Below are 24188 nucleotides of genomic sequence, written 5' to 3'. Positions count from 1 at the left end.
CCATCTTCACGCCCATCGCCTTGATCCGGCGCGCGAGCAGGAACATGGGCGTCGAGGCGCGAATCGTTGTCACGTCATATGTTTCGATGTGGCGGATCACCTCGGGTAGCGCGTCCAGGCCTTCCTCGAAGGTGTAGACGAAGCCGTGGTGCTCGGTGCCGAGCATGTCCGCGGCCAGTTGCGCGGCGGCGAGGTCAGGGGAGCCCTGGAGCCCGATGGCGAACGAATGCAGTCGCGGCCACCAGGCCTCGGTGCGGCCGTCGTCCTCGATGCGGTCGCGGGCGAACTTGGCGGCGCAGGCGGCGACCAGCGAGGAGTCGAGGCCGCCGGAGAGCAGGACGCCGTAGGGCACGTCGGTCATGAGCTGGCGACGCACGGCCTGTTCGAAGGCGTCGCGCAGCGCTGCCGTGTCGACGTCGGTGCCGGCTGTGGCCTCGTACTCGCGCCACGGTTTCCGGAAGTAGCGCCGCAGCTCCCCGGTGGCGCTGTCGTAGATGTGCCCGGGCGGGAACTGGGCCACGTCGGCGCAGACGTCGGCGAGCGCCTTCATCTCCGACGCCACGAGCAGGTGCCCGTCGCTGTCGTGGCCCCAGTAGAGGGGGCACACGCCGATCGGGTCACGGGCGATGAGGACGCGTTGCCGGTCGGCATCCCACAGGGCGAAGGCGAAGATGCCGTTGAGGCGGGCGACGAAGTCGTCGTCGCCGGTGCGATAGAGCGCGTTGATGACCTCGCTGTCGGAGGCGGTGGTGAAGTCGTAGTCGAGTCCGGCGCGGAGTTCGCGGTGGTTGTAGATCTCGCCGTTGACGGTCAGCGCCAGGTGACCGTCCGTCGAGCGCAACGGTTGTGCGCCGCTGGAGAGGTCGACGATGGCGAGACGCTCGTGGACGAGAATGGCTCCGTCGTCGACGTACACGCCGCTCCAGTCGGGTCCGCGGTGGCGTTGCCGGCGGGACAGTTCGACCGCCCGGGCACGCAGCGCGGCGCGGTCCTCGCCGGGGTTGATGCCGAAGATTCCGAGGATCGAACACACGAGAAATGCACTCCTTGTCGCATGGGGTCCGAAGACGGTGCGCACACCCGTCGGCGCGGACACTGGCCGTCGACATGTCTGTGGGGCGCCTCACACCGCTGCGGTCGCGGTGACACTACCTTTGGGTAGGTACCCGGTGGTCCGGTTTCGCGAACATCCTCTGGACACCTGTCCACCCCTACTTTGGCGAATGTCGGGCAACTCGAAAGGTAAACCTTCCTTTACAGGGAGGGGCTCGGGCCTGTTCGATGCAGTCATGACCGCAGCCATCGACATCTTCCTGATCCTGCATTTCATCGGACTGGCAGCCATCATCGGCAGCTACATGACCGTGCTCAAGGCGCCGCGGGTGATCCCGGGCATGCTGCACGGCGCCATCCTGCAGGTCGTTTCCGGTCTCGCCCTGGTCGGGCTGAACGAGGCGAACGACGCGGACCTGAACCACATGAAGGTCGGCATCAAGCTCGTCATCGCGATCGTGATCCTGGTCGCAGCGGTGCTGGGGTTGCGCAAGGAGAAGGAGGTGGCCGCGTCCCCGGCCGGTGAGGGCGCGGTCGCGACCGCCACCTCGACCGCGACGCTGGCGCACGTGATCGGCATCCTCGCCGTCGTGAACGTGATCATCGCCGTCGTCTGGTAGTCGGCTCGACAACGGAGAGTGGCCGCGTCCGGGAATCCGGGCGCGGCCACTTTCCGTTGGGTGGCAACGGGGTTCAGTCCCAGATGCCGGTGCTCTCCAGGTGAGCGAGCAGCCGGTCCGCGCCGTCGGCGAAGTGGGCGCGGGTGACGCGGCCCGCCTCCTCCGCGTCACCGGTCTCGAGAGCGGCGATCAGCCGGTCGTGACTGGCGACCGCGGCCTCGCCCCACCGCGGATCCGACGAGTACAGGTGAGCCGGGGTGTAGCGCACCGCGTTGAGCAGGAACCAGGACAGCTTGTTCGCGCCGGCGAGCCGGTTGAGCAGCCGGTGGAACGCGAACTCCAGGTCCTCGACCTGTGCCGTGTCGCCCGTCGTGACGGCCTCGGCGAGCCGGTCCCTGGCATCGCGCATCTCGGCCAGCACCTCGGGGGTGACGGCGGCGGTGGCACGGATCGCGAGCTGCTCGGCGATCTGTCCCTGCAGCCAGAACAGATCGTGGATGTCCGAGCGGGTCAGCGGGGCCACCACGTAGCCGCGGTGTGGCACCAGCTCGACCAGTCCCTCTCCGCGCAGGGTGAGCAGCGCTTCCCGCACCGGGGTCACGCTGACCCCGAGTTCGGCGGCGGTCTCGTCGAGCCGGATGAAGTCCCCGGGCCGGACCCCGCCGGACATGATGACGCCGCGCACGTGCGCCGCGACATCGTCCGACAGTTGTGGCCTGCGACGCAGCGCGCGGTCGTCGGCCTTGCGGGTCGTGGTCATGGGTACTCCTTGGTCACGGCAGTTCAGCATAGGCGCCGGGTTGCGGCCCATCGGTCATGGTCGCGCGGGGTCTACAGCCCGTACGTCTTGCCGATGATGTCGCGCTGGATCTCGCTGGTGCCGCCGAAGATCGTCGAGACGAGGGTGGCACGCACGTGCTTCTCCATGTCGAACTCCGTCGCGTATCCGTAGCCGCCCATCATCTGCATGCCCTCGAGGGCGACCCGCTTGGCCGTCTCGGTGGCCTTGAGCTTGGCCATCGACGCCTCGCGGGCCAGCATCCGGTCGGGGTGGGCGTCGGCCTCGCGCGCCACGCTGTACACCAGCAGTTTGGTGCACTCGATCTCGGTGGCGAGATCGGCGATGCGGTGCCGCAGTGCCTGGAACGAGCCGATCGGCCGGCCGAACTGCTTTCGCTGTGTGACGAAGGCGAGGGTGTCCTCGAAGGCTCGTTCCGCCGTGCCGAGGATCATCGCGGACAGGATCAGCCGTTCGAAGTTCAGTCCCGTCATCAACTGCCGCCAGCCGTTGCCGACCTCGCCGACCACCGCGTCCTCGGGCAGGACGCAGTCGGTGAAATACAGGTCGTTGGTCTCCTTGTGTCCGCCCATCAGTTCGATGCCGCTGATCTTGAGGCCGGGTGTGGTGACAGGGACGTGGAACATCGTCATGCCCTCGTGCTTGCTCTCGCCGCGTGAGGTGCGGGCGACGAGCAGGATGTTCTCCGAGATGTGCGCGTTCGAGCACCACGTCTTCTGTCCGTTGATCAGCCAGCCGTCGGAGGTCTTCTCCGCCTTCGTGCTCAGGTTGCCGACGTCCGATCCCGCCTCCGGTTCCGACATCGAAATCGACTGTGACACACCGCTGACGACGCCGCGCAGCACCGTTTCCTTCTGCTCGGGTGTGCCGAACTTGGCGTACGCTCCGCCGGTGATCAGGGTCGGGCCGATCGCGCCGATCGGCGCCATCCCCCGGGCGGTCTCCTCGAGCAGGATGCACATGTCGACCATCGTCGCGTCCGACCCGCCGTACTCCTCGGGCACCGTCAGGCCGAGCCAGCCGAGGTCGGCCATCTTCTTGTACAGCTCCGGGCTGTGATTGTGCTTGCCGTGGTCGGTGAGCCGGTCCCGCTTCTCCCGGGTGCCGGCCTCGCGCTTGCAGAAGTCGGCGACGGCCTGGGCGAATGCCCGCTGCTCGGTGGTGAACTCGACGCTCATCGGTGTGATCTCCCCTGCGAGGTGATGGATTGCGTGGCGTGAACGGTGGCCGGGCTCTTGCCTGCCGCTCCGGCACGGCCTACTGTGACGCCCACGACAGTACGACAAATCAAATATATGTGATGTGATTCCGGTTCGGAAGGGTGCGAGTAGGCAAGGATCGAGGCACGCCGAGCGACGCGGAACCCGCGTGCGCGCACCTTCCACACGACCGGCCAGCCGACCGCGCCACACCGATGGAGGAATGCCCCCATGTCCCAGCGGACCGACCGCAAGCCGAGCAAGACCGAGGCGCCCGCCCACGCCGCCCCGGACACCTTCACCTCACTGGACCCGCGGAAGGGTGACGTGCTGGCCGAGTATCCGGTGCACGACGCCGAACAGGTCGCGCAGGCGGTGGAACGGGCAGGTGACGCCGCGGTGTGGTGGGCGGACCTCGGATTCGACGGCCGCAAGAAGTGGCTGCAGAAGTGGAAGTCCGCAATCGCCTCGGACGCCCAGTCCCTCGCGGCGGTGATCGCCGCCGAGACCGGAAAACCGGTCGACGACGCGATCCTCGAGATCATGCTCGCTGTCGAGCACCTGGACTGGGCGTCGAAGAACGCGGCAAAGGTACTGGGGCGCAAGAAGGTGTCGTCCGGTCTGGTCAGTGCGAATCAGGAGTCCACGCTGCGATACCAGCCGCTCGGGGTCGTCGGCGTGATCGGGCCGTGGAACTACCCGGTCTACACGCCGATGGGGTCGATCTCCTACGCGCTGGCGGCGGGCAACGCGGTGGTGTTCAAGCCCAGCGAACTCACCCCCGGTGTCGCGGTGTGGTTGGCCGACAAGTGGAACTCACTCGTCCCGAACCAGCCGGTGCTCCAGGTCGTGACCGGGCTCGGCGCGACCGGTGGGGCGCTGGTCGAGGCGGGGGTCGACAAGGTCGCCTTCACCGGGTCCGGCCCGACCGCGAAGAAGGTGATGGCCGCCTGCGCGAAGACCCTGACGCCACTGGTCGCCGAGTGCGGCGGCAAGGACGCGATGCTCGTCGCGGCCGACGCCGACCTCGACGCCGCCGCGGATTTCGCGGTGTTCGGCGGCATGGGCAATGCCGGCCAGACCTGCGCCGGCGTCGAGCGGATCTTCGTCGCCGACGCGGTGTACGACACGTTCGTCCGGAAGATGACCGAGAAGGCCACCCGGTTGCGGCCGGGCGGCGAGTCCGGCGCCTCCTACGGGCCGATGACCCTCGACCGGCAGAACGACGTGGTGCGCGGACAGGTCGAGGACGCCCTCGACAAGGGCGCCCGCGCCGTGCTCGGCGGGCGGGAATCGCTGCACGCGCCGTACATCGAACCGGTGATCCTCGCGGACGTGCCGGAGGACAGCACCGCGATGACCGAGGAGACCTTCGGCCCGATCGTCGCGGTGAACCGGATGCGTGACCTCGAGGACGGCGTCGAGAAGGCGAACCGTTCCAGCTACGGACTCGGCGCATCGATCTTCACGAAGGACAAGGCCAAGGCGCTGCAGGCCGCCGAGCGCCTGCGCACGGGCATGGTCTCGATCAACTCGGTGCTCGGATTCGCGGGCGTCCCGTCGCTGCCGTTCGGCGGTGTCGGCGAGTCCGGCTTCGGCCGGATCCACGGCGCCGACGGCCTCCGCGAGTTCGCCCGCCCGAAGGCGGTGACGCGGCAGAAGTTCAAGGCCCCGCTGAACCTGCTGACAATGGAACGCAAGGCGCGGGACATGAAGATCGCGGCCTGGATGCTGCGCACCATGCACGGCCGGGGGTAGCGAGGTGTTCCTCATCGACGGCGGAAAGGCGCCGCGGGGCCGGTACGGCTGGTTGCACCGGATCGAGACCCTCGACCCCGTCCGCGACCACCAGGAGATCCACCGGATCACGGCCGGATTCGAGTTCCCCTGGGACTACACCCGGGCGCTCGAGTTCGCGCTGTTCCGCACCTACTGTGTGCCGAGCATCGCCGAACTGCTCAAACGCACCGGTGAGTTCGAGAACCGCCCGCAGAAGCGGTACGACGACACCTCGCTCCTGATGGCCGAACTGCTCGAGCACGGTTACGACTCGCCACGCGGCAAGGAGTCGCTGCGGGTGGTCAACCGGATGCACGGCAAGTACGACATCAGTAACGACGACATGTTGTACGTGCTCACCACGTTCATCTACGAGCCGCTGGACTGGATCGAACGGTACGGGTGGCGAGCACTGCACCCGAACGAGCGGCTCGCGGCGTTCCACTTCTACCGGGAAGTGGGCTCCCGCATGGGTATCCGGGACATCCCGACCGACTTCCAGGATCTGCACCACTTCAAGATGGCGTACGAGCGCGCGCACTTCCGGAACACGCCCGACGTCCACGCCGTCGGTGTGTACACCCGGGACCTGTTCTGTTCGTGGTTCCCGCGGCCACTGCAGCCGGTGGTTGCCGTGGGGGTCAGTGCGATGCTCGACCCGATGATGCTGTCGGCCTTCGGTTTCCGCGCAGCGCCCGGATGGATGCGAGTGGTCGCCGATCGTGCGCTCGATGCACGGGCCCGCGCGCTGCGCTTCTTCCCGCCCCGGTCGACGTCGACGATCACCCGGGAATCGGGCAACCGCACGTACCCGGGCTACCCGGCCGGCTACCGCCCCGGTGACCTGGGTGCGGACCAGGACAACGGCCGCCACTGACAGACCGGGGTGCCGCTGACCGGTCGGGTACCGCCGGCGGATCGGGCACCAGCGGATCGGGCGCGGGCGGCCCGATCCGCTCGGGTCGCCGGAGTCCGTGAAGGGTTGTACGCTTCGCTCCTGCCCGACCGTCACCCGCGACGGGGGTGACCGCTTCGGGAGGAGGCCACCTCGTGCGCCAGCTGTCACCCAAGGATGCCTGGTTCGTGTACGTGGACAGCCCCAGATTCCGTCAGGCATTCGTGTCCGCGCAGGTGTTCGCGCCCGACGATGCAACCGGTCGCCTGCCCGACCGGGCCGAGATCACCCGGTGGTTCGAGGCGCGTGCCGTGCTTCCGATGCTGCGGCAGCGCCTGGTGCGGGTTCCGCTCGATCTCGACCATCCTTACTGGGCGGAGGACCCGGACTTCGCGGTGTCCCGACACCTGCACTTCCACCAGCCCCGTGGCTGGGACGAACTCCGGGACCTGGTCGCCGAAATCTCGACGGTGCCGATGGACCAGACCAGGCCGCTGTGGGAACTGCATGTCGTCGAACGGGTGCTCGGCGTTCCCGGGGTGGACGGTCCGGCAACCTTCGTCGCGATGAAGATGCACCACGCGATGACCGACGGCATCGGGAGCAACGCCGTGATGTCGGCGTTCTACGGTGAGCAGGCGCCGCCACCGGACGCCGGGCGCGGCCCTGTCGAGCGGGTGCCCGGGCCTGTCGAGTTGGTGCTTCGGGCGCTCGCTCGCGGTCCGCGCACCGCGGTCGGGATCGTCACCGCGATCAGGCAGGTTCGTGCCAACTGGCGTGCTGTCCAGGTCGAGCGCGCGCAGGGGGAGTATCAGCTTCCCCCGCAACGGCGCACGCCGACGGTGCTGGACGGCCCGGTCGGCCCCGGTCGGGTCCTCGAGGTGGAGTACTTCTCGCTGGCCGAGGTGCAGGCGATCAAGGCCCGGATCGGCGGGGTCACCGTCAACGACCTGATGCTGACCGTCGTCGGCGGGGCCATGCGTGCGTACCTGCTCGAGCGAGGGGAGTCGGTGCCGGGTTCGCTGGCCGCCTCGGTGCCCATGTCGATCCGGTCCGCGGGAGCGGTCCGTGAGTCGAACAACCAGTTCGTCATGTTGGTTGTAGACCTGAACTCCGGTCTGGACGATCCGATCGCGCGTGCGCGGGCGGTCCACGAGGCGGTACTCGCCGAGCGGAGGCGGATGAGCGTGCCTGCCGAGGCGGCGGTGTCGGACACCACCTTCGTCTTCCCTGGCTGGATGTTTCGCGTCGCTCGGCGCATCCGGGCGTGGCAGGGTGACGCGCGGCGAGGTGACGAGCTCCGGGGTCGGCCCTTCAACACGTTCGTCAGCAGTGTGCCCCGGGAGCTGACCCGGCTGCGGCTGGCGGACACCACCGATGTCCGATCCCTCGGGATCGGCCCCCTGGACGGGACCGGTACCGGGCACTCGGTGGGTGTCATGGGAGACCGGCTCGGCCTGAACATCGCCGCGGATCCCGAGTTGCTTCGGGACTCCGCGCGGTATGCGCAGCTGATTCGCCGGTCGTACAACGAACTTCGGGACGCGGCCCAGGTGACTGTCGAGGCCTGACCGGGTAGCCGCCGGCCGCTTCATCCCTGCCATCAACCGCACTTCGAGTGCGACTCCTCCGAAAGGGCTCAGCAGTGCAGCAGGTTACGCCGAAGGACGCGTGGTTCGTGTACGCGGAGAGCCCGAGGTTCCGGCAGGCGTTCGTCTCGGTGTACGCCTTCGTGCCCGACCACCGCGGCGGCGGGCTACCCGGAAGGGAGGAGATCGCGGCGTGGGTCGAGGCCCGCGCCTCGGTACCGGTCCTACGGCGGCGGTTGGTACGGGTTCCGCTGGATCTCGACGACCCGTACTGGGCGGAGGATCCGGACTTCTCGGTGGCCCGGCACCTGCACTTCCATGACCCGCAGAGCTGGGACGACCTGCGGGCGATGCTGGGGGACCTCGCGGCGGCGCCTATGGACCAGACACGACCGCTGTGGGAACTGCACGTCGTCGACCGGGTGGACGGCGTACCCGGCACGGGTGGGCCGGTCACGGTCGCGGCGATCAAGATGCACCACGTGATGGCCGACGGCATCGCGAGTGGCCATGTCACGACAACCCTGTTCGGTGCGGACCTTCCCGAGCCCGGCCCCGTGTGCGATGGCGGTCAGCAGGTACCCGGTACGGTCCGGCTGGTTGTGCGAGCTCTGGCAGCCGCACCCCGCACCGCGGCCCGGTTCGTCGGTGGTGTCAGGGACGCTCGTGCGGTACATCGACGTCTTGTCGCCGAACGAGAGAACGGCTCGTATCCACTTCCTCCGCAACGTCGTACGCCGACTGTGGTCGACGGTCCGGTAGGTCCCGGCCGGGTATACGAGGTGGAGTTCTTCCCGCTGTCCGAGTTGCAGGCGATCAAGGCGCGGATTGGTGACGTCACGGTGAACGACCTCACGTTGACGATCGTCGGTGGGGCCATCCGCGACTACCTCCTCGAGCGAGGGGAGTTGGTGTCGGGTTCGCTCGCGGCGTCGGTACCGATGACGCTCCGGTCGTCGGGAGCCGCACTGGAGTCGAACAACCAGTTCGTGATGATGACCGTCGACTTGAGGACCGACCTCGACGATCCCGTGGACCGTGCGCGGGCGGTCCACGAGACGGTGCTTGCCGAGCGTCGGCGGATGAGGGTTCCGGCCGAGGTGGCGGCGGCGGAGACCACCTATGTGCTGCCGGGATGGGTGTTTCGCCTCGCCCGGTGGAGGGAGGCTCGCCGCGGAAGCAGAGCGACCGCCGATCCGGTCCGGGCCCGGGCGTTCAACACGTTCGTCACGAGTGTGCCGCGCCGCTCGACCGCGCTGCGGCTGGTCGACACCACTGCCGTTCTCGCCTTCGGCACAAGCACATTGGACGGCACCGGGATCTCGCATTCGGTGGGCTCGACCGGTGACTCGCTCGCGTTGAACATCACCGCCGATCCGGCGCTGCTTCGGGACTCCTGCAGGTATGCGGAGCTGATCCGGCGGTCCTTCGAGCAGCTCCGCGACGCCGTCCCGGTGAACGTCGGGACCTGAGCGGGCCGCTCAGCTGTGCAGGACCGCCAGCATCAGTGTCCTCATCCTGCCGCGTGCGAGCGCGCCGGTGTCGAAACGCATCAGCCGGCCGACGTCGAGGGTCTGCCCGAGCGCCGCGTGCACGAGGAAGCGGGCCTCCGGTGCGGGGAGGTCCGGGCGGGCCGCAGTGAGGAGGTTCACCCACTCCTCGATGTGCAGCCGCTGGACGTTCCGCAGGTTTGTGCGTTCCCCGGCGGGGAGGTTGCCGATCTCGGCGAAGTACACCGAGAGCACCTCGGGATGCGCGAATGCCAGGTCGATGTAGGCGGCCGTCAGCCGGCCGAGCGCCTCGGCCGGATCTGTCGCGGCGTTCACCGCGGATCGGGTGGCCACCGCGAGCCGGTCCGCCGCGCGGTAGAACACCGCTGCGAGCAGGTCCGCCTTGCTGGGGAAGTGCCGGTAGACGCTGGAGGCGTTGATCCCGGCGGCCGCACCGATCTCCTCGATGCTCGACTCGTGGTAACCGCGGACGTTGAAGATCTTCATCGCCTCGGTCAGGAGGAGTTCGCGCTTCGACGTGACGGACGGTCCGCCGTCGGCGGGGTCGTCGACCGCGGTCACCGCCGGACGGGCGCCGGCCAGGTCGCAGCGCGCCACGGCCCACGCGGCGGTGTGGAGCAATTTCTCGATGCGTCGATTCGCCAGCGCAGCGCGGTGTGCGGTGATGCTACCGATCACGCTGAGGGCCGACGCTCCGAGAACGCCGACGGTGGTGTGGTCGAGGTCCGGGCGCAGTTCGTGCAGCGGGCCGGTGACCTGTTCGTTGAGTGCGGCGAAATCCGCGCGCATGACGGCGCGGTCGTCGGCGTGGAGGTACCGCCCCTCCCAGCGGTACAGGCCGCCGGTTCGGCGGTTCTCCACGGTCGTGGAGATGAGGGCCCGGATGACCGCGTCCAGCCGCTCCTCGGCGTCGGCGTCCGACGTCGACTCGGCAGCCTCCTCGGCGGCAGAGCGCAGTGACCCGACCGTGCTCAGCGCGGCCTGGACGAGCAGGGCGTACTTGTTCGGAAAGTGCCGGTACAGCGCGGGTCCCGAGATTCCGAGTGTGGCCGCGATGTCGTCGACGCCGACAGCGTGGTACCCGCGTTCGCTGAATGCCTCAGCGGCGACCAGGGCGATCTGCGCCTTGCGGTTCTTGGGTCGCTTGCGGGGCGTCGCCGGCTCCGGAACCGACCGGCTACGGGTCGACTGCGTCATCGGACCTCCTGACATCTCGACTCCGAATCGTATCGGAGCGCTGTGGTCGCGTTCTGCGCGCGAGCAACCTGTGAACCGGAGTGGACGGTCGTGATCGCAATTTTCCGTTCCGGTAGTGGATTTGGTCTTGACAGTACGTCACCGGTAGATGAAAGTTAACGGCAATTCGCCAAAGATGTCGGTTCACGCCTGTTTCGAGAGTCCCAGCTGCGGTGTGCAGACGGTGTCGATCCGGCGGGTGCCGGGCCGTTTCGAGCGCACAGGAGCGAGTGAAAAAACATGATCACCAGGGCAGTTCGACGTGGATCCGTGAAGTCCGGCAGGGGGTGCTGAGATGCTGACCACGCGCTTCACCGAGTCATTCGGGGTCGAGCATCCGATCGTGCAGGGCGGCATGATGTGGGTCGGGAGAGCAGAACTCGTTGCTGCCGTTGCGAATTCGGGCGCGCTGGGATTCATCACGGCGCTCACGCAGCCGACGCCGGAGGATCTGGTCAAGGAAATCGCGCGGTGCCGCGACCTGACCGACAAACCGTTCGGCGTAAACCTGACCATCCTGCCGTCGATCACCCCGCCGCCGTACGCGGAGTACCGGCAGGCGATCGTCGAGTCCGGAATCAAGATCGTCGAGACCGCCGGAGCCAACCCGGTCGACCACCTGCCGCATTTCAAGGATGCCGGCGTCAAGGTGATCCACAAGTGCACCAGCGTCCGGCACGCCCTCAAGGCCGAACAGGTCAGTGTCGACGCCGTCAGCATCGACGGCTTCGAGTGCGCGGGGCATCCGGGCGAGGACGACGTCCCCGGCCTCGTGCTGATCCCCGCCGCCACCGCCCGGGTGCGTATCCCCGTCATCGCGTCGGGCGGCATCGCCGACGCCCGCGGTCTGGTCGCCGCTCTCGCCCTCGGCGCGGAGGGGGTCAACATGGGGACTCGGTTCATGTGCACGCAGGAGTCGCCGGTCGCGGACGAGGTGAAACGGCAGATCGTCGCGAACAGCGAGCTCGACACGAAACTCATCTTCCGCACCCTGCGCAACACCGCGCGGGTCGCCGCAAACGCGGTCAGCCGGGAGGTGGTCCGGATCGAGTCGGGTGGAGCGACATTCGACGACATTCGTGATCTTGTCTCGGGGGCCAGGGGACGCAAGGTGTTCGAGGACGGCGATCTCGACGCAGGCATCTGGAGTGCCGGTCAGTGTCAGGGTCTCATCGACGACGTGCCCACGGTCAGGGAGCTGGTCGGTCGGATCGTGGCGGAAGCGGAGCAGCTCGTCGAGGGTCGCCTCGGTCGGATCGTCGGGGTGTCGCGATGACCGAAATCGCACAGGAACGCGTCGCCGGGCTGCGGGTGGGATACGAGGGCGGAGTCCTGCGGATCACCATCGCCCGGCCCGAGCGGATGAACGCGCTCGACCTCGACTCGATGCGAGCACTCGGTGATCTGCTGGAGGGCCGCGCCCGGGACGCGGACGTGCGGGTGGTGGTGCTGGCCGGGGAGGGTGGCGCGTTCTGCACCGGCGCCGACCTGGCGGCCGGTCCGTCTGCCGATCCGCGCGTGGTGATGGACACCGCGAACCGGGTGATCCGCGAGATCCTCACTCTCCCGGTGCCGGTGGTGGCGCGGGTGGACGGCGCCGCCGCCGGCGTCGGGGCCTCGCTCGCGCTGGCCGCCGACCTCGCCTATGCGGCCGAGTCCGCGTACTTCCTGCTCGCCTTCGTCAATGTCGGCCTGATGCCGGACGGCGGGTCGAGCCTGCTGGTCCCGGCGGCGGTCGGACGTGCCCGCGCGGCGGAGATGGCTTTGCTGGGGGAGCGGCTCGGCGCGACGGACGCACACGCGGCCGGGCTGATCACCCGCGTGCTGCCTGCAGGCGAGCTGGCCGCGCACGTCGACGCGGTGGCCGCGAAGCTGGCGGCCGGCCCGCGCCGCGCGTTGGAACTGACGAAACGCTCGCTGACGGCCGCGACGCTGGCGCGGGTCGAAGAGGCATTCGAGCGGGAAACCGAGGGGCAGATCGAACTGCTCGGATCCGCGGACTTCTTCGAGGGCGCGGCCGCGATGCTGGCCAGGCGGCGGCCGAAATTCGGCGCCTGAGCCAAGCCGCGGCTCGCGCCGCCGCTAATGTCCGAATTTGCGAATTGTAGTTAACAAACAGGCCCCATTCCGGCCGCTGGCCTGCCATAATCGATCGCAACCGGAGGGGTGCGTATACCGTGCCACACAGTCTCCGTGACAGGGAAGGGCTTGTCGAAACGATGTCACCCGATCTCCTCTCTCAGCCCCTGCAGTCGCGCAGGAACCACTGGAACAATCAGGTCGCCACGCACGCGTTGATGCGTCCCGACGCGGTCGCCCTGCGTTTCCAGGGCGCCACCACCACCTGGTCGGATCTGCACCGCCGGTCGGAGTCGTTCGCCGACGCACTCGCTCGCCGCGGTGTCGGGTTCGGCGATCGGGTACTCGTGGTCATGCTCAATCGGCCGGAGTTCCTCGAGGTCGTGCTCGCGGTCAACTCCCTCGGGGCCATCGCGGTGCCGGTGAACTTCCGTCTCACACCGCCCGAGATGGCGTACATCGTCACGGACAGCGGTGCCACGGTCGTGGTCACGGACGTTCCGCTCGCACCATTGGTTTCTGCTGTCCGCCAACAGGTTCCGGAACTCGGCACCGTCATCGTCGTCGGGCAGGGCGGTGGTGAAGGTGTGGAGGGATACGAGGAGCTCGTCGCAGAGGCGGGCGCGTCGCACCCCGCGGTCGACCTACCCGAGGACATCCCGGCCCTGATCATGTACACGTCCGGTACCACCGGCAGCCCCAAGGGGGCGGTTCTCTCCCACGCCAACATGCAGGCGCAGGCGCAGACCTGTATCCGGGCGCTCCGCATGCACGCCGCGGGTGACATCGGTTTCTGTGCCTCGCCGATGTTCCACATCGCGGCCCTCGGCAGCATGGCCCCCAGCCTGCAGCTCGGCATCCCGACCGTGATCCACCCGCTCGGCGCCTTCAACCCCACCGAACTGCTCGAGGTCTGGGAGGCTGAACGGGTCACCACCGCGTTCCTCGTGCCGGTGCAGTGGCAGGCGGTGTGTGCGGAACCCACGGTACGGCAGCGGGATCTGGCGCTGCGGGTGATCAGCTGGGGTGCGGCTCCGGCATCGGACGTGGTGCTCCGGGCGATGTCCGACACCTTCCCGGACGCACTCAACGTGGCGGTGTTCGGGCAGACCGAGATGTCGCCGATCACCTGTGTGCTCGACGGCGAGGACGCGTTGCGCAAGCTCGGTTCCGTCGGCACCGTGATCCCGACCATCCAGGCCCGGATCGTCGACGACGAGATGAACGAGGTGCCCGTCGGGTCTGTCGGCGAGATCGTCTACCGCGGCCCGACCATGATGAGCGGCTACTGGAACAAGCCGGCCGAGACGGCAGACGCCTTCGCCGGCGGATGGTTCCACTCCGGAGACCTGGTGCGCCAGGACGAGGAGGGCTTCATCTATGTCGTGGACCGCAAGAAGGACATGATCATCTCCGGCGGCGAGAACATCTACTGCGCCGAGGTGGAGAACGCCCTGTTCGGCCATCCGAAGGTGTTGGAGGCTGCGGTGATCGGCCGCACCGACGCCAAATGGGGCGAGGTCCCGGTGGCCGTCGTCGCGCTCAAGGACCCCGGCGGAACCGACCTCACACTCGACGAGTTGTCGAGCTATCTCGACGACGTGCTCGCGCGGTACAAGCATCCGAAGGAGCTCGTGATCGTGGATGCGTTGCCGCGCAACGCGAGTGGGAAGGTCGTCAAGGGCGATCTCCGCAAGGAGCACGGCACCGAAGGCGTGCGGATCGGTTGACCGTCGTCCGGTGGTGTCGCGATGGGGGAGCGCGGCACCACCGCCGGCGTGGGCCTCGCCGGTGGCGAGTCGTCAACGTGGGTGCTCTTGTCGCGCTGCGGGTCCGGCGCATAGTGTTTTGCGAATCACGGTTCACATGTCATGCGTTTCACATGTAGTTGACCAACGGGGGGAGCAGCGGTGACCTACGAGTTGCCCGTGGCGAAGGGGCCGCTTCGGGACGTCGCAAACCAGGGTGGCCATCTCATCGGGTTTGCGGTCCTGTCGATCGTGGCGTTGATCCGGGCCGTCTTCGCCCGCCGGCTGTCGATCAGCGAGACCGTCACGCAAACCCTGTTCATCGGGCGGGTCAGCACCGGACCCTCACTGCTGCTGATGATCCCCATCGGAGTGTTCATCGCGGTCTCCGTCGGCGAACTGGCGGGCCGGATCGGCGCAGGCGGATATTCGGGGGCCGTGGTCGCGTTCATCATCGTCGGCCAGGCGGCGGCGCTCGTCTGCGCACTGATGATGGCCGGCGTCGCCGGATCGGCGATCTGTACCGACCTGGGGTCGAGGAAGATTCGCGAAGAGATCGACGCGATGGAGGTCATGGGGCTCGACGTGATCGAGCGCCTCGTCGCACCCCGGCTCGTCGCGGCCGTCGTCGTCTCCCTCGCCCTGTGCGCGATGGTCACCTTCGGTGGTGTGATGGCCTGCTACCTCTATCACATCTACGTCCAGCATCTTCCGGCCGGAACGTTCATGTCCACGTTCAGCCAGTACGGCCGGATGTCGGACTTCGTGATGGCGCTCGTGAAGGCCGCGGTCTTCGGCCTGACCTCGACCCTGGTCGCGACGTTCAAGGGTCTGCACACCAAGGGCGGCCCGCGCGGGGTCGCCGACGCCGTCAACGAGGCCGTGGTGATCGCCTTCGCGCTGGTGTTCATCGTGAACACCGCGTTGTCCGCGCTGTACACGGTCATCGTGCCCGCCGTCGGGGCGTACTGATGGTCGCCGTCGACGCGCGCTTCCACCTGCGTCGCGCCGCAGCGCCGTTCCGCCAGATCGTCGACGCACTCGCGTCCATCGGCCGACACGTCACCTTCTACTGCAGGGCCCTCGCGTCGATGCCGTACGCGCTCATCCACTACCGCAAGCACGTGCTCGCCCAGATCAGCGAGGTGAGCTTCGGGACCAACTCGGTGCTCTCCGGCGGCGGCACGATCGGCATCGTGTTCGCGATGTCCCTCGCCGCGGCCATGATGCTCGGCGTCGAAACCCAGCGCGGTCTCGAACTCGTCGGCATGACGACGATGTCCGGGATGCTGTCGGCGATCGCGAACACCCGGGAGCTGGCGCCGGTCGTGGTCGCGATCGCTCTGGCAGCCAAGGTCGGCACCGGATTCACCGCGCAGATCGGCGCGATGCGCATCTCCGACGAGATCGACGCCCTGGACGCGATGGCGATCCGCTCCATCCCGTTCCTCGCCGGCACCCGGGTACTCGCGGCGATGGTCTGCGTGATCCCGATCTTCCTCATCGGTCTGCTCGCCAGCTACCTGTCCACCCGGCTGGTGATCGTGTTCTTCGGTGGAGCCTCCGCGGGCACCTACGACTACTTCTTCCACCTCGCGCTGTCACCGGAAGATCTCGTGTACTCGGCGCTCAAGGCGATTGTGTTCGCGGCGGTGGTGTCGCTGGTGCACTGCGCCTACGGCTACTACGCGTCCGGCGGTCCGGCCGGGGTCGGGCAGGCCGCGGGCCGCGCCCTGCGGACCGCGATCCTGGCGATCGGCGTGCTCGACGTGCTGCTCACGTTCGCGCTCTGGGGCCTCGTCCCGGAGATTCCGGGACTGGGGATCTGACATGGACCAGTTCACCGGACGTGCCCGGATCGGGCTGGCGCTGCGCGGAGTCCTCGCGGTGATGCTCGGCGTGGTCGTCGCGGTCGTGATGGTGTTGCGCGGATCCGGTTCGCTGCACCGCGACCCCGAGATCACCGTCGCGATCCCGGCCTCCGCCGGCCTCATCACCGGGGAAGCTCCCGTGCGCTACATCGGTGTCAACGTCGGGCGGATCTCGGGCATCGACTCGGGCACCGAGTCGTCGGTGGTGAGCCTGCAGATCGACCAGAGCTCAATCGCCTCGATCCCGTCCACGGTCGTGGCCCGTGTTGTGCCCCGCACGTTCTTCGGCGACATCTACATCCAGCTCGTCGACGATGGAGACTCGGCGACGGGAGCTCCGGCCGACCCCCTCGCCGACGGCGACACCATCGTGGTCGACCAGGGGCCGGACGCCGTGGCCCTCTACAGCATCTACACCAAGCTGGTCGACGTCCTCGACCACATGCAGCCGCAGAAGCTCCAGACCGCGCTGACCGCGCTCGGTCTTGCGCTCGACGGCCGCGGCGAGACAATCGGACGGGTCGTCGACCGGCTCGCCTCGGTGAGCACGACGATGACTCCCGCGACGGAGCAGTTCCTCGACGCCACACCGGAGTTCCGGGAGGTGATGACAGCCCTGGACGCCGCGACCCCCGACGTGGTCGCGACCCTGGCATCGGCGGCGTCGGTGTCGCGGAACATTTCCGAACACTCCGACTCCATCGGCAGGATGCTCACCGCCGCATCCGGGTTCTCCTCGACCGCAGCGGGATTCGTCTCGGAGCGGCAGCAGTCGGTCACCACCGTGGTGGACTCGGTTGGCGTCATCCTCGCCACGACGGCCGCGAATCCGGACGGACTGACCGCCACCCTCGCCGGCGCCAAGTCGTTCGGCGCCGCGGGCGCCCGGGTGTTCTCCTCCGGCAAGTTCGACATCACCGCCGTGCCGTCGTTCGCGGACCCGTTCCCGTACACCGGTGAGGACTGCCCGACCTACGGCACCCAGACCGGCGCGTACTGCAGCGGTGCGCCCACACCGGCCCAGGCCGCCCGCCAGCAGTCGAACCGGGTGTCCGAAGTCGCCGACGCGGCGGTGCCCGTCGTCGACGGAGCCAGGGAGGCCCACCCGCTCGGTGTGCTCGAGTCGCAACTGCGGGGACTGCCCGCGCTGCCCGGCGGCGTGCCCAACCCCGCGACCGTCATGATGCTCGGTCCGCTCGTACGTGGAAACGAGGTGACCGTCCGATGAAGCTCGGATGGGTTCCCGTGGTGAAGCTCGTCGGGTTCTGTGCCGCCGGCATCGCGTGCGGCGTCATGGTCGCCAACACGTTGCTCGTGCCGGTGCGCGGCGACGCGGAGCGCTACTCCGTCGAGTTCACCGACGTCGAGGGCCTGACCCCGGGCAACCCGGTGATGATGGCCGGCGTCCGCGTCGGGCGGGTGGACGGCATCGCCTTCGCCGACGCGGGCGGCGGCACCAGCAAGGCCGTCGTGCAGATCGAGGTCGAGGCGGACCACCCGCTGACCGCCGACGTCACCGCCGCGGTGCGTTACGGGGACATGCTCGGTGCCCGCTACGTCGCGCTGTCGGGCGCGGATGCGCGTCCGGTGTCCGCCACGGGTGAATCCCCAGAGGGAGCAACGCATTCGGAGGTGGGAGCCGATATTCTTCCGCCGGGATCGACGATCTCGCTGGACCGCACCACCCCGCCGGTGGACCTGACCGCCATGATGAACGGCTTCCGTCCGCTGTTCGACGCGCTGGCACCCGACCAGGTCAACACGCTCACCCGTGGCTTCGTCGAGACGTTCTCCGGTCAGGGCCGGTCGATGGCAACCCTGCTCACCCAGATCGGCGACCTCAGCGGCGGGCTCGCCGAGCGGCAACCGGTGCTCGAGCAGTTGGTCGGCAACATGTCCTCCCTGCTCTCGTCGGTGGACGCGCGCTCGCCGCAGCTCGAGGATCTGCTCGCCGGTCTCGCGGCGCTGTCGTCGACCGTCGTCGGCAGCAACGACCAGCTGATCGCCCTCCTCGACGGCGGCAACTCAGCGCTCGCGGACCTCGCCCGGTTGATGGCTGTGTCGAACGGTGCCTTCGGGCGATCGGTTTCCGATCTGAAGTCGCTCACCGACGCCTGGATCGGCACGACCGACCAGTTCAACGCGTTCGTCGCGAAGATGCCCGAGTTCGGTGCTGACGTGAACCGGATCGGCAGCTACGGCGGCTTCGTCAATCTCTACCTGTGCAACTTCACCCTGGAGGCGGGGGACATGGAGGCGAACATCTTCGGGACCACCCACTCGCAGGTGTGCCAATGATGTTCCTGGTCAAGCTGATCGACCACTTCGTCGGCATCGTCCTGTTCCTGTTCAAGGGCGAACGGCGCAGCGGCTCCACCCCGATGGCACTCGGCGTGGTCGGCATCGTGGTGCTGCTGATCGGGCTGCTCGCAGCGGTCGGCGCTCCTCGCGTGTGGTACCAGATGCGGACGCACCCCTACGCCGCCGAGCTCGCCAACGCGAGCGGGCTCTCCGGCGGCGACCCGGTGTACGTGGCCGGTGTCCCCGCCGGCCGCGTCGAGGGCGTCGAACTCGCCGGCGACCACGTGATGGTGAGCTTCCGGCTCGACGACGGCCAGCCGCTGGGCAACCAGACCACCGCGACGGTTCGGCTCAAGACCGTGCTCGGCAAGCGCTACCTCGAAGTGGTGCCGGGGGGCGTCGAGGACGGCCAGACCGTGATTCCGCTGTCCCGCACCACCGTTCCCTACAGCCTCGACGAAGTGAGCCGGGACGCGACGGACGCCGCGCACGGCGTCGACGTCGAATCGCTGCAGGCGATGCTGACCACGCTCGAACAGGTGCTGCCCAGCGACTCCGAGCAGCTGGGCAAGGCCCTGACCGGGCTCGGTGGGGCCTCGGCCGCGTTCGCGCAGAACGGCGAGCAGGTCGACCGGCTGCTGACCATGTCGCGGTCCCTGTCGGACCTCATGGTCCGGCAGAGCGACGCGTTGACGACCACCGCGCACAACACCCAGACCGTGATGCAGATCCTCGCCGTCCGGAGGCAGGCGCTGACCGATCTGGTGGACAACCTCACCTCGGTGCTCGACACCCTCGCGACCACGATGAGCGCCCGCGAGGCCGAGTTCGGGCCGATGGTGGAGAACCTGGTCGCGGTGACCGGCACGCTGAAGCAGAACGCCGCGAACATCGACCAGATCATGCAGAAGGTGCCGCCCGCGCTGCGCGGCGCCACCGACGCGACCGGCAACGGCGCCTGGACGGACGTGAGCGCCCCCGCCGCGGTGATTCCGGACAACCTGCTGTGTGCCCTCGGAGTGATGCAGGGGTGCCGATGAGTATTCAATCGACGACGACGTGGGGCGGTGACGGACCGACGAAGCGGCGACGCCTGCCGATCCTGGTGACGGCGCTGCTGACCGTGGTGGTGTTGGCGATCGCGGGATGGTTCGTCTTCGCGCGCACCGACCGGTCGACCACCGTGCACGCGAACTTCGCCTACGTCAACGGGATCTACGTCGGCAGCAAGGTCACCGTGCTCGGGGTTCCGGTCGGAACCGTCACCGAGGTCGAGCCGCAGGGCACCACGGTGCGGGTGACGATGTCGATGCCCGCGGACGTGGAACTGCCCGCCGACGCGAGCGCCTACGTGCTGAGCCCGTCGGTGATCAGCGACCGGCACGTCGAACTCGGGCCCACCTACAGCGGAGGCCCGCGACTGGAGGACGGTGCGGAGATCCCCGCCGAACGCAGTCACGCTCCGATCGACTTCGACTCGCTGATGAACAGCATCAGCACGCTCACGGAGGCGGTGGGCGGCGAGACCGGATCGACCGCGCAGCTGCTCACCAAGGCCGCCGACGGATGGCATGGGCGAGGCGAGGAGTTCAACGAGGCGATGCGCAACCTCAGCGCTGCCACGGGAGTCGTGGGGGCCCGCGCCGAGGACATCGGTGCCCTCGTGACGAACCTGTCCACGCTGATGGGCGCCCTCGACGCCCGACAGGTGAGCCTCGACGAACTCGTCCGTGACCTCGGCGCGGTCGGCGACCAGTGGGCCTCGACCGACGTCGACATCGCTGCACCGCTCCAGGACCTGCAGGTCGTCCTGGACCAGGTGCGGACCTTCATGAACGAGCACGGCGACTCGGTCGGCGTCGCGGTCGACAACCTCAACGCGGTCGGCGACGTCCTCACCGCGAACCAGGCAGGCCTCGCCGAGTTCATGGACATGGTGCCGCTGCTCATGCAGAACCTGGCAGGCAGCATCGACGACACCAACCGCGGCCGGATCCGGCTGAACATCTCGACCGCCCTGACACAGTTCGCCGTCGCGGAACCGCTGTGCAAGCAGTACCCGCTGCCGCTGTGCACGGGCGCCGGCTTCACGAACCCGATCCCGTTCCCTGTCAGCGCGTCCGACCCGCTGAACATCGCGGGCACGGTGACCGGCGGAACCCAGGCCCCGGGGGGCAACTGATGCGCACACGGACGATTTCCCTCGCGGCAGCGACCGCGGCCGTCCTGCTCACCACGGGGTGCAGCGCCGGCATGCAGGACCTGCCGCTCGGTCGCACCGCCGACGGGCCGGACTACACGGTGACCCTGCAGTTGGCGACCGCCGAGGGACTGCTCCTCGGCGCTGACGTGCGCACCGGCCAGCGGGTGATCGGCCGGATCCGGAACCTCGCGACGGACACGATCGGCGCCACGGCGCAGCTCAGTCTCGAAGAGGCGACCGAACTGCCGGACAACGTACTCGCCGCGGTGGAACTGCCGTCGGCGCTCGGCAGCCCGTTCATCCGCCTTACGCCGCCGAACGACCCGTCACCGCGCCCGCTCCAGGACGGTGACGTGATCGTCGAGTCGCGTACCACCATCGGACCGCAGGTGGAGAGCATGCTCGCGACCCTGGGCACGATCGTCACCGGCAGTGGGCTGGCCCAGTTGCAGACGGTCGTGAACGAACTGGACGCGGCCTTCTCGGGACGCTCCGGCGAGATCCGCGGCCTCACCGACACCATGACCACGCTGCTCGCCAAGGCCACCACGAACCAGGACGACTTCGAAGTCGCGATCGACACCGCGGCGCGCATCTCGCAGCAGCTCGCGGGGCAGCAGGCCACCGTCGACGCGTACCTCGACACCATGCCCGACGCGGCCCGGGCGCTGACCGCCCAGCGCGACAGCATCGCGGCGCTGCTCGAGTCGTCGAGGCAGCTGACCGACACCGCGAATTCGATCGTGTCCGACGACCCCGACGGACTCGGCACGATGGTCTCGGATGCGTCGGTGACGATCGCGGCTCTGGCGTCCTTCAACTCCGAGATCGGGTCCACGCTCGACAACATGAGCACGTTCCTCGACAACTTCGGCAGTGCGGTCCACGGCGACTACCTCAGCTTCGACGGTGCACTCGACGTCCCCGGCAGCATCGACAAGCTGCTCGTCGGCGGCCCGGCCCCGGGCGCGGCCGGGTCAACCCCGGTGTCGGGAACGGCCGGAGACCTGGCCGCTCTGCTGAAGGGAGGACAGCGATGAGACGTCTGGTCCTCGTCCAGCTGGTGCTGTTCGCGATCGTGTCCGCGATCGTGATTCCGTTCGCGATCAACTACGTGATCGGTCCACAGGCGCTCGGCTCCCCGCTCCACGTGTACTCGGTGATGACCGATGCGCGCGGCCTGACGACGGGCACGGCCGTGACCTATCGCGGCGTGGCGGTGGGGAAGGTCTCGTCCGTCCGGCTCGATCCGGACGCGGGGGGCGCGCGGGTCGACTACGAACTCGATCCGGGGGTCGAGATCCCCGTCGACAGCGTCGCGAAGGTCGGTATGGGTACCGCCGCGGGAATCCAGAACGTCGACATCTTCCCGAACACCGGCGACGGGCCCTATCTGCAGGAGGGCGAGCAGCTCGCGGCCCCGGCCGAGCAGCAGCCGGTGCAGATGGGTGACCTGATGACCGATGCCGCCCGGCTCCTCGACGGCATCGACCCGCAGGCCGTCAGCGACATCGGCACCGAACTGGGCGCCTCGTTCGACGGTCTCGGGCCCGCGCTGGCGAGCCTGATCGACAACGGCGACGCCATCACGGCACAGATGGACCAGCAGGCTCCGATGCTCACGAGTCTGCTCGAGCGCACCGCGAGCCTGGTCACCACCATGGCCGGTGAGTCGACCCCGTTCGTGCGGGGCATGGGCGCCGCGCGGAACTTCACGGAGCAGCTCGACACGAACGGTCCGGTGCTCGTGTACCTGGCCGACACCTCGCCGGGCGCCCTCGACCAGGCGCACGCGCTGTTCGACCGCTACCACGACACCTTCGGTGCGTTGCTGGCAAACCTCGTGACGGTGGCGCCGGTCATCTCCGATCGGCAGGCGGCCCTCGCGTCGGGGCTGAACGACATCCCTCACGGGCTCGGGAAGCTGGAATCGATCGTCACCGGCGACCGCGCCAACTTCACGCTGGTGGGAACGCTGGGACAGGTGTGCTACCACGACACGGTCCGGCGCGCCGTCGGCGACGAAAGCCCCACCTCGCCGAACCTGACGTATTACTGTCCGCCTGCGGACAACCTGGCGCAGCGAGGCTCGCGCAATGCGCCTCGCCCGAACGGCCTCGGACTGCAGAACGCGACGACGCCGGGCACCCCGATCGGGTACCCGCCCGTCGCCGATCCGATTCTGATTCCCACGGGAACCGAGGCGTTGGAGTACTGGCAATCGCTTCTGGAAGGCCTCGGCAATGGCAGATGACAGCTCGGGACAGGCCGTCGTGACGGATCGCACCGGGACCGAACCGGGGAGCGGCGAGGACACCCCGGGTGCACCCGCGCGCCGGCCCGTCTGGAAGCGGCCTGTCGCCGTGATCGCAGGTCTGCTGGCGGTCGCCCTCGTTGCGGTGTCCGCGGCACTGCTGCTCGACGTGCTCGGCGACAGCTCGGCCGACGCACGGCGGACCGAGGCGATCGACACCGCCCGCGACTACGCCGTGGCACTGTCGTCGTTCGATTTCGAGAACCTCGACGCCAACCGCGACGCCATCGTGTCCGGGTCGACGCCGGAATTCGCGGCGAAGTACAGCGAGATGGTGGACGCCCTGAGACAGATCGTCACCGACGGCAAGGGCAAGGCGACGGCGACCGCCGGGCACATCGGGATCGAGTCCCTCGACGAGGACCGGGCGGTGGTCCTCGTCTTCGTCGACCAGCAGGCGACCAACGTCGTCTCCCCGGAGGGCAACACCCAGAAGTACCGGATGGTCGTCACCCTGATTCGGGACGGTGACCGCTGGGTGGTCGACAACGTCGACACCAACTAGCTGCACCGGAACTCGGCACCGGCGACCCCGCCGCTCCGCCGGCCCGTGGTGCGTGGTGTCCCGCGGTCGAATGAACCTCCCGCCGCGAGGCCGCGACACAGCGTCTCGGTGTTTGCGGCACCGACGCGCGGTCTGATACCAATGCACGTCCGGCACCTGCCGGATCTTCCACGTCGGGGTGGATCGGGTCGACGGGACCGGTGGAGCGGTCCGTGCCGGGCTGCCCGCTCGCGCCGGCCGGTGCGAGCTCCTCGGGGTGGCGATCGAACTTCAGGCGCTGCTCGACGGAGCGGCGCGGCGAGGAGGCCGATTCGGCGAGAGGCCGGCGTGGCGGGAGCCCGACGGTGGCAGATGTGGAAGTCGGGTCGAGTGCCCATTTCGTGATGGTCGGATGACCGAATGACAGCTGTTCGACCGATATCACATCGAGGGCAGCCCACGTGGGTGCATTCACTCGATCACACGGCCCCGTCCCAACCCCGACTG

21 protein-coding genes are annotated in these 24188 nt (G+C 68.5%); 17 read left to right on the top strand and 4 right to left on the bottom strand.

The genetic code is table 11. The features are described 5' to 3' along the window. Positions 1-1033: asparagine synthase B (asnB, locus tag ACWDU4_RS14665; protein WP_450114627.1), on the bottom strand; the 1033-nt coding region annotated here is incomplete at its 3' end. Between the two features lie 256 nt (positions 1034-1289). Here asnB and ACWDU4_RS14660 point away from each other — a divergent pair. Beyond that, complete coding sequence (locus ACWDU4_RS14660) at positions 1290-1673, top strand: hypothetical protein (protein ID WP_450114626.1); 384 nt, start codon at positions 1290-1292, stop codon at positions 1671-1673. 73 nt (positions 1674-1746) lie between these two features. On the opposite strand, the gene ACWDU4_RS14655 is transcribed toward ACWDU4_RS14660, so the two are convergent. Beyond that, positions 1747-2433 carry a GntR family transcriptional regulator gene (locus tag ACWDU4_RS14655; protein WP_450114625.1) on the bottom strand — a complete coding sequence of 229 codons (687 nt, stop codon included), beginning with the start codon at positions 2431-2433 and terminating at the stop codon, positions 1747-1749. Positions 2434-2504: 71 nt separating this feature from the next. Further along, positions 2505-3650, bottom strand: coding sequence for an acyl-CoA dehydrogenase family protein (locus ACWDU4_RS14650; RefSeq protein ID WP_450114624.1), 1146 nt, complete (start codon positions 3648-3650; stop codon positions 2505-2507). A 252-nt stretch (positions 3651-3902) separates the two neighbouring features. On the opposite strand from ACWDU4_RS14650, the gene ACWDU4_RS14645 reads away from it, so the two are divergent. The 4 genes from ACWDU4_RS14645 to ACWDU4_RS14630 all read left to right on the top strand — a co-directional run bounded on the left by ACWDU4_RS14645 (position 3903) and on the right by ACWDU4_RS14630 (position 9406). After that, positions 3903-5429 (top strand): aldehyde dehydrogenase family protein, encoded by a 1527-nt coding sequence (locus tag ACWDU4_RS14645; RefSeq protein WP_450114623.1) that lies wholly within the window; start codon positions 3903-3905, stop codon positions 5427-5429. A 4-nt stretch (positions 5430-5433) separates the two neighbouring features. Further along, complete coding sequence (locus ACWDU4_RS14640) at positions 5434-6327, top strand: oxygenase MpaB family protein (RefSeq protein WP_450114622.1); 894 nt, start codon at positions 5434-5436, stop codon at positions 6325-6327. Positions 6328-6500: 173 nt separating this feature from the next. Continuing rightward, entirely contained in the window at positions 6501-7916 is a 1416-nt protein-coding gene (locus ACWDU4_RS14635; protein ID WP_450114621.1) for a wax ester/triacylglycerol synthase domain-containing protein, read from the top strand. 74 nt (positions 7917-7990) lie between these two features. Next, positions 7991-9406: a wax ester/triacylglycerol synthase domain-containing protein gene (locus ACWDU4_RS14630; RefSeq protein ID WP_450114620.1), complete on the top strand. Its 1416-nt coding sequence runs from the start codon at positions 7991-7993 to the stop codon at positions 9404-9406. A 9-nt stretch (positions 9407-9415) separates the two neighbouring features. On the opposite strand, the gene ACWDU4_RS14625 is transcribed toward ACWDU4_RS14630, so the two are convergent. Further along, entirely contained in the window at positions 9416-10642 is a 1227-nt protein-coding gene (locus ACWDU4_RS14625) for a TetR/AcrR family transcriptional regulator (RefSeq protein ID WP_450114619.1), read from the bottom strand. Positions 10643-10976: 334 nt separating this feature from the next. On the opposite strand from ACWDU4_RS14625, the gene ACWDU4_RS14620 reads away from it, so the two are divergent. The 12 genes from ACWDU4_RS14620 (at position 10977) to ACWDU4_RS14565 (ending at position 23702) form a co-directional block, all read left to right on the top strand. Continuing rightward, positions 10977-11957, top strand: coding sequence for an NAD(P)H-dependent flavin oxidoreductase (locus tag ACWDU4_RS14620; protein WP_450114618.1), 981 nt, complete (start codon positions 10977-10979; stop codon positions 11955-11957). After that, on the top strand, positions 11954-12739 hold the full coding sequence (locus tag ACWDU4_RS14615) for an enoyl-CoA hydratase (RefSeq protein WP_450114617.1): 786 nt from the start codon (positions 11954-11956) through the stop codon (positions 12737-12739). The genes ACWDU4_RS14620 and ACWDU4_RS14615 overlap by 4 nt, the downstream gene beginning before the upstream one ends. A gap of 161 nt (positions 12740-12900) precedes the next feature. Beyond that, positions 12901-14490: a fatty-acid--CoA ligase FadD5 gene (fadD5, locus tag ACWDU4_RS14610; RefSeq protein WP_450114616.1), complete on the top strand. Its 1590-nt coding sequence runs from the start codon at positions 12901-12903 to the stop codon at positions 14488-14490. Between the two features lie 180 nt (positions 14491-14670). After that, the gene (locus tag ACWDU4_RS14605) at positions 14671-15480 is read left to right on the top strand and encodes an MlaE family ABC transporter permease (protein WP_450114615.1); all 810 of its coding nucleotides are present in this window, start codon (positions 14671-14673) and stop codon (positions 15478-15480) included. Next, positions 15480-16337: an MlaE family ABC transporter permease gene (locus tag ACWDU4_RS14600; protein WP_450114614.1), complete on the top strand. Its 858-nt coding sequence runs from the start codon at positions 15480-15482 to the stop codon at positions 16335-16337. Before ACWDU4_RS14605 ends, ACWDU4_RS14600 begins: the two co-directional genes overlap by 1 nt. Before the next feature lies 1 nt (position 16338). After that, positions 16339-17607 carry an MCE family protein gene (locus ACWDU4_RS14595; protein ID WP_450114613.1) on the top strand — a complete coding sequence of 423 codons (1269 nt, stop codon included), beginning with the start codon at positions 16339-16341 and terminating at the stop codon, positions 17605-17607. Then, complete coding sequence (locus ACWDU4_RS14590) at positions 17604-18677, top strand: MCE family protein (RefSeq protein ID WP_450114612.1); 1074 nt, start codon at positions 17604-17606, stop codon at positions 18675-18677. The genes ACWDU4_RS14595 and ACWDU4_RS14590 overlap by 4 nt, the downstream gene beginning before the upstream one ends. Next, positions 18674-19720: an MCE family protein gene (locus ACWDU4_RS14585; RefSeq protein WP_450114611.1), complete on the top strand. Its 1047-nt coding sequence runs from the start codon at positions 18674-18676 to the stop codon at positions 19718-19720. Before ACWDU4_RS14590 ends, ACWDU4_RS14585 begins: the two co-directional genes overlap by 4 nt. Then, a complete protein-coding gene (locus ACWDU4_RS14580) occupies positions 19717-20862 on the top strand; it encodes an MCE family protein (protein ID WP_450114610.1) in 1146 nt (381 codons plus the stop codon). Before ACWDU4_RS14585 ends, ACWDU4_RS14580 begins: the two co-directional genes overlap by 4 nt. Then, positions 20862-21923, top strand: coding sequence for an MCE family protein (locus ACWDU4_RS14575; RefSeq protein WP_450114609.1), 1062 nt, complete (start codon positions 20862-20864; stop codon positions 21921-21923). The genes ACWDU4_RS14580 and ACWDU4_RS14575 overlap by 1 nt, the downstream gene beginning before the upstream one ends. Then, positions 21920-23137, top strand: coding sequence for an MlaD family protein (locus ACWDU4_RS14570; RefSeq protein ID WP_450114608.1), 1218 nt, complete (start codon positions 21920-21922; stop codon positions 23135-23137). Before ACWDU4_RS14575 ends, ACWDU4_RS14570 begins: the two co-directional genes overlap by 4 nt. Further along, positions 23127-23702: a mce associated protein mas1a gene (locus ACWDU4_RS14565; protein WP_450114607.1), complete on the top strand. Its 576-nt coding sequence runs from the start codon at positions 23127-23129 to the stop codon at positions 23700-23702. Before ACWDU4_RS14570 ends, ACWDU4_RS14565 begins: the two co-directional genes overlap by 11 nt. The last annotated feature ends 486 nt before the right edge of the window (positions 23703-24188 follow it).

The sequence above is a fragment of the Rhodococcus sp. NPDC003348 genome, from assembly GCF_053589375.1.
This window is presented reverse-complemented; position numbering and strand designations above follow the sequence as displayed.